Here is a 5818-nt window from a genome sequence, read left to right as displayed (position 1 = left end):
CGCCGCGCACGCTCGCGCCCAGCCGCACCTCGGGCGCCGTGCGGGTGGCGTCGACGAGGCGCACCACGTAGTCGGCGACCGCGGGATCCACGTGCACGGTCCCCGCGCGCTCCTGCAGCGCCCGCACGGCGGCGGCCGACGCGACGGGCGCGAGCGTCACGTCGTGCGCGCTGACGGACGCGCCCTGCAGGATCCGCAGCATCGACTCGTGGTCGGGGTACCCGATGGAGGTGCGCAGCAGGAACCGGTCGAGCTGCGCCTCGGGCAGCGCGTAGGTGCCGGCCTGCTCGATCGGGTTCTGCGTCGCGATCACCATGAAGGGGTCGCCCACGTCGTACGGGGTGCCGTCGACCGTGACGCGACCCTCCTCCATCACCTCGAGGAGCGCCGACTGGGTCTTCGGGCTCGCGCGGTTGATCTCGTCGGCCAGCACGATGCTCGCGAACACGGGCCCGCGGTGGAACTCGAACTCGCCCGTCCGCTGGTCGTAGACGCTGACGCCCGTGATGTCGCCCGGCAGCACGTCGGGCGTGAACTGCACGCGGCTGTGCGTGCCGTCGACGGTCTGCGCCATCGCGCGCGCGAGCGAGGTCTTGCCGGTGCCCGGCACGTCCTCGAGCAGCAGGTGCCCGCCCGTCACCATCGCCGTGAACGCGAGGCGCACCACGTGGGACTTCCCGAGGAGCACCTGCTCCACGTTCCGCACGAGCGCGGCGAACTCCTCCTGGAAGGCGCGAGCCTCGTCGGGCGTCATGGTCATGTGCAGGTGCCTCTCGGATGCGGCATCGGGTCCGGCCTCGGGGCCGCGGGAACGGCCGTCATCCGCGGTGGGCGTACGTGTACAGGGTGCCCGAGTTCGCGGTGACGCGCACCTCGAGGGTCCGCTCGCCACCCGCGGGCACCCGGCAGGATCCGGCCGCGCCCGAGGACGCGTCGGCCCACGCGCCCTGGCCGCCGCAGCGCCACTCGCTGCGGGCGTAGCCGCCGCCGTCGCCGACGCGCCCGAGGCGGCCGGCGGCCTGCGGCATCGAGGTCCACGAGAAGGTCGTGACGCCCGCGTCGTCGGTCGCCGACCGCACGTCGCCCGCGCGCGCGTCCACCGCGGTGCCGGCGGAGACGGGATCCGACCAGCCGCTCGACCGCGGCCGCCCGTCCCCCGAGTCCTCGACCACGCGCACCTGGATCGTCGCGGCGGCGCCCGTGCGCGGCAGCGTGAGCGCCTGGCCGACGCCGACGGGCACGCCGTCGCCCTGCCCGTCGACCCGGTACAGCAGCTGGGCGGACGCGGAGGCGCTGCCCGGCCGGTAGCGCGCATCGGCGAGGACCGCGCGGAATACGCCGTCGCTCCCCCGGTCCGCACGCGGCAGGTCGACCGTGACGACGGGCGTCGACGGCGCCGTGCGCGGGGTCAGCTGGCCGGCCTCGACGACCGTGCAGCCCTGGCTGTTGGCGGCGAGCACCGCGAACGCGACGGGCTGGTCGGTGGCGAGTCCCGTGAACACGTGGCTGGTCGCGCCGCCGACGTCGACCGCGGGCCCGTGCTCGGCCGACCACGGCGCGACGCCCTCGGTCGCGACGGAGCAGCCGGGCGCGGATCCCGGGGCGTACGCGGCCACGAGGTAGCGGATCCCGTCGACGCCCTGGCCCTGGAACGCCGGCCACGACACGGTGACGCGCGTCTCGTCGGCCGGGTCGGCGACCGCGGTGGGCGCGCCGGTCGCGGTCGGGGCGCCGCGCGGCGTGCCGGTCGCGGTGGCGGCGAGCCACGCGGAGGCGTCCTGCACCTGGGCGCTGTTGCGCGCGGCCACGGACACGGCGACGGGCACCTCGGCGACGAGCGACGGATCCCGCACCTCCACGCTCGTGGCGTCGGCCGCGACCTGCCGGGTGATGCCGCCCACGCCCACGACGTACTGCGTGACGGGGCTCGACGACGACGGCGCGGCCGACGCCTGCCACGACACGCGCAGCCCGTCGACGAGCGGCTCGATCGCGAGGCCGGCGGGGGCGGCGGGCAGCACGTCCGACCAGAGGCCCGCGATCGACACCGGATCCGAGGTGCCCACGCCGTTCACGGCCTGCACCTCCACCTGCACCGCGTTCGCCGGGCCGTTGCCGGGCGTCGGCACGGCGCACGTCGTGGACGGGCAGGTGACGGTCGCGGTCGTGGTGCCGCCGCGGATGGCGCGCACCTGGTAGCCCGTGATGGCGGATCCGTTGAAGGCGCCCGGCTCGAACGCGACCGTGAGCGAGCGGTCCGCGAAGCCGGACGCGCGGAGGGCCGAGACGGGTCCGGGGCGGTCCTGCACGTGGATCACGACGGTGCCGAACGCGGCCCGCCCCGCGTCGCCCGTGGCGTCGCGCACCTCGTACTGCACGCGCACGTCGCCCGGCTCGGCGTCGGCGGACGCGGTGACGGCGAGCGTCGCGCGGTCGGCCGACGGGGTCACGGTGACGCCCGCGGGGAGGCTCGCGCCGTCGGCGCCGCGGATGGAGGCGACCGTGAGCGGGCTGCCCGGGAACGGGTTGCCGGCCTGGTCGTTGGCGAGCACGTCGATGGAGGTGGAGGATCCGCGGGTCACGGTGCCCTCGTCCGTCGCGGGCTGCGCGAGCGGGCGCGTCGACGGCACGACGCGGAGGTCGACGCGGCCGGCCCGTCCGGTCTGCGTGGCGTCGCGGACGCTCACCGGGAACGACGCGGTCGCGCCCTGCTCCACGCCCTCGTCGGCGGAGATGCGGAGCGTGCCGCCGTCGATCGACGCGCGGAACCCGGCTGCGACCGCCCCCTCCAGCGCGAACGCGAGCCGGCCGCGGTCGTCCTGGTACGGGTAGGTGGTGAGGCGGCCGAGGTCCACGTCCTTGGACTGCCCGGGCTCCAGGTCGATGACCGCGCCCGTGAACACGGGCGGCTGGTTCTCGGTGGGCGTGACCGTGATCGGCAGCACGAGCGCGGCCGTGCGCCCGCCGTCGCCTGATCCGTCGGTCACGGTGAAGGAGATCGCCGCCGGCCCGAAGTACCCCGGCTCGCTCCGGTACGCGATGGTGTCCCCGTCCACGAGCTCCACGGGCCCGTCGGCGTGCGTCGCGGACAGCGAGTTCGGATCCGCGATGCGCACGGCCCGCCCGCCCGCCGCGACCACCTGCTGGTCGAGCTCCACGACGAGCCGCTCGCCGCTCGCCACGGTCGGCCGCGGCTGGCCCGCGCGCAGCTGCGGCAGCGTGTCCTCGAAGCCGGGCACCCAGATGAAGGCCGTCGCGGAGACCGACGGGTCGTCCGGCTGCGCCACCTGGAACGGGATGATGCGGCGCTCGTCGCCGACCTGGACGCGCACGCGGCCGTCGTCCGTGACGAGCGCGACGTCCTCGTAGCCCGCGCCGACCCGCAGCACGAGCGACGACACGTCGCCCTCCGCGGAGAACACGTTCCGCATCACGTCGACGTCGACGCTCGACCGGTCGAGCACGTCGGAGAGCTGGAGCACGGTGTCGCGCGCGATCGGGCGGGTGGGCGGCGCCGCGGGATCCACGATCACGGTGAGGAACGCCTCGTCGCTGCCGCCGCGGGCGTTGCGCACGGCGTAGACGAAGCCGTAGCGCCCGGCCTCCTCGGGCGCGACGACGCGCACGGTGTCGCCGTCGAGCCCGGCGACGAGCCCCTCGGCCTGCGGCTGCACCGAGACGAGCGAGAGCGCGCCGCCGTCGGGATCCGTGTCGTTGGCGAGCACCTGGACGCGCAGCACGCGGCCGGGCCGCACGGTCACGGTGTCCGCGCTCGCGACGGGGTTCCTGGCGCCCTCGACGCGCGGGCTGATGCCGACGCGGATCGTGCCGGTCGCGCGCGCGCCCAGCCCGTCGACCACGGCGTACGCGAACGCGTCGGTGCCGGTGGAGTAGTCGCCCGCCTGGTAGTCGATCCAGTCCGGCCCGACCTCGACGACCTGGCCCTTCTCGGGACCGGTGTCCTGCCCGAGGAGCCGCACCGAGTCGCCGTCGGGGTCGATGCCGGTGAGCGGGACGGGGATCCGCACGGTCTCGCCCGCGAGCACGCGCGCGGTCAGCGGGCGCGGCACGGGCGCCGCGTTGGTCGCCACGTCCGCCTCGCGCACGGAGAGGGTGAGGGTCGCGGTCGCCCACTGGCCGTCGGGCGCGACGGCCCGGTACACGGCGGTGTAGTCGCCCGTGCGGTCGGGCGCGAGGTAGCGGAGGCGGTCCTCGCTCGCGAAGAGGAGGCCGGCGCCGTCGGGCAGCGGATCCACCAGCTCGGGGTCGAGGCGCAGCGGGTCGCCGTCGGGCTGCTCGTCGTTGGCGAGCACGGGGATGTCCACGGCGTCGCCCACGCGCACGGCCACCCGGTCGTCGGTCGCGACGGGCGGCTGGCGCACGGCGGGCTCCGGCACCTCGATCACGGTGATCACGCCGGTCGCCTCGGCCACGCCGTTGCTCACGCGGTACCCCATGTCGACGGGCCCGTCGAGCGGCCGGGTCAGGTTGATCCGCACGAGCCGCTGCCCCACGACCTCCGCGCGCACGCCGACCGCCGCGTCGGGCGAGGTCGCGTCCGTGATCACGAGCACGCCGCCCGCGGGGTCGAAGTCGGTCCGGAGCACGTCCACGTCCGTCGCCTGCAGCGCGCGCACGAACACGGTGTGCGGCACGGTCACGGGCCGGCCGTCGGACTCCGGGGCGCCGCGCACCTCGACCCGCACCACGCCCGTCGCGGTGGTCCGCCCGTCCGTCACCGTGTACTCCAGCAGGTGCGTGCCGACCTGCCCGCCCTGCAGCCGGAAGGTGCCGGCCTCGAGGTCCGGCGTGATCTGCACCCCGGCCCGCGCGGGCACGGCCGCCAGCCGGATGGCCCCGCTCCCGCCGCGCGCGTGCGTCAGCGGCTCCACGGTGAGCTCGCGGCCGACGGCCGCCTGCACGACGAAGCCCTCGGCCACGAGCGGCACGTCCCCGGCGCGGCGCACGGTGACGACCAGCTCGCCCGATCCCTCCTCGCGCCCGTCGGACACCTGCAGCGCGACGGATCGCGTGTCGCCGCCTGCGCCCGCGTCCGTGTAGACGACGCGGCCCTCGGGCTTCCAGCTGACGGCGTCGGGCGCGGCGACGCTCGCGCGCGTGAGGTACACGGGATCCCCGTCGGGGTCGTACCAGCCGCCCAGCACGTCGGTCTGCAGCCGGTCGCCCTCCGCCACCGTGCCCGTCGCGGGCCGCGCCTGCACGGGCGGCGCGTTCTCGTCCGCTGCGCGCACGGCGACGCGCACGTCCGCCGTCGCGGTGCCGCCCCGCCCGTCGCTCACGACGTAGGAGAACCGCACCGTGCCGGACGCGCCCGCGGCGAGCGCCAGCTGGAGGCCCTGGCCGTCGTCCACGATGTCGAGCGCGCCGACCTCGGCGTCCACGGGCGTGACAGAGTCGATCACGAGCACGTCGCCGTTGGGGTCGTGGTCGTTGAGGAGCACGGGCAGCGCGGTCGTGCGGCCGGGCCGGGCGCCGAGGTCGTCGTCGACCGCGACGGGCGGCTGCTGCACGCGATCGGCCTCTGGCGGGGTGTCGGCGGTGTTCTGCTCGACGACGGTGTCGGAGCGGTCGCGGTCGATGAGGTCCGACCAGTTGTCGATGAGGCCCGCGTCGCGCTGCACGGCCCACGCCGCGCCGCCGCTCGTGTCGTTGAGCACCACGTGCGATCCGTCGACGACGAAGCGGAGGGACGCCTGCGCGGGCATGGCGCCGAGGCCGCCGGTGGCGCCCGCGGCCGTGCGGAGCGCGTCCCGGTCGCCCCCGCCCGAGATCTCCGCGGGCGCGAGGCAGCGCTGCC

The 5818-nt window shown here is 76.3% G+C and carries 2 protein-coding genes; both read right to left on the bottom strand.

What is annotated here, in order from left to right:
* A partial coding sequence (locus DZG00_RS11425) for an AAA family ATPase (RefSeq protein ID WP_119455638.1) occupies positions 1 to 760 on the bottom strand: 760 nt, incomplete at its 3' end.
* Positions 761 to 818: 58 nt separating this feature from the next.
* Positions 819 to 5818: Ig-like domain-containing protein (locus tag DZG00_RS11420; RefSeq protein WP_147359980.1), on the bottom strand; the 5000-nt coding region annotated here is incomplete at its 5' end.

Source organism: Clavibacter lycopersici (assembly GCF_003576405.1).
Classification (GTDB): domain Bacteria; phylum Actinomycetota; class Actinomycetes; order Actinomycetales; family Microbacteriaceae; genus Clavibacter; species Clavibacter lycopersici.
Note: the sequence above shows the minus strand (reverse complement) of the source record. Positions and strands in the feature narration are given on the sequence as shown.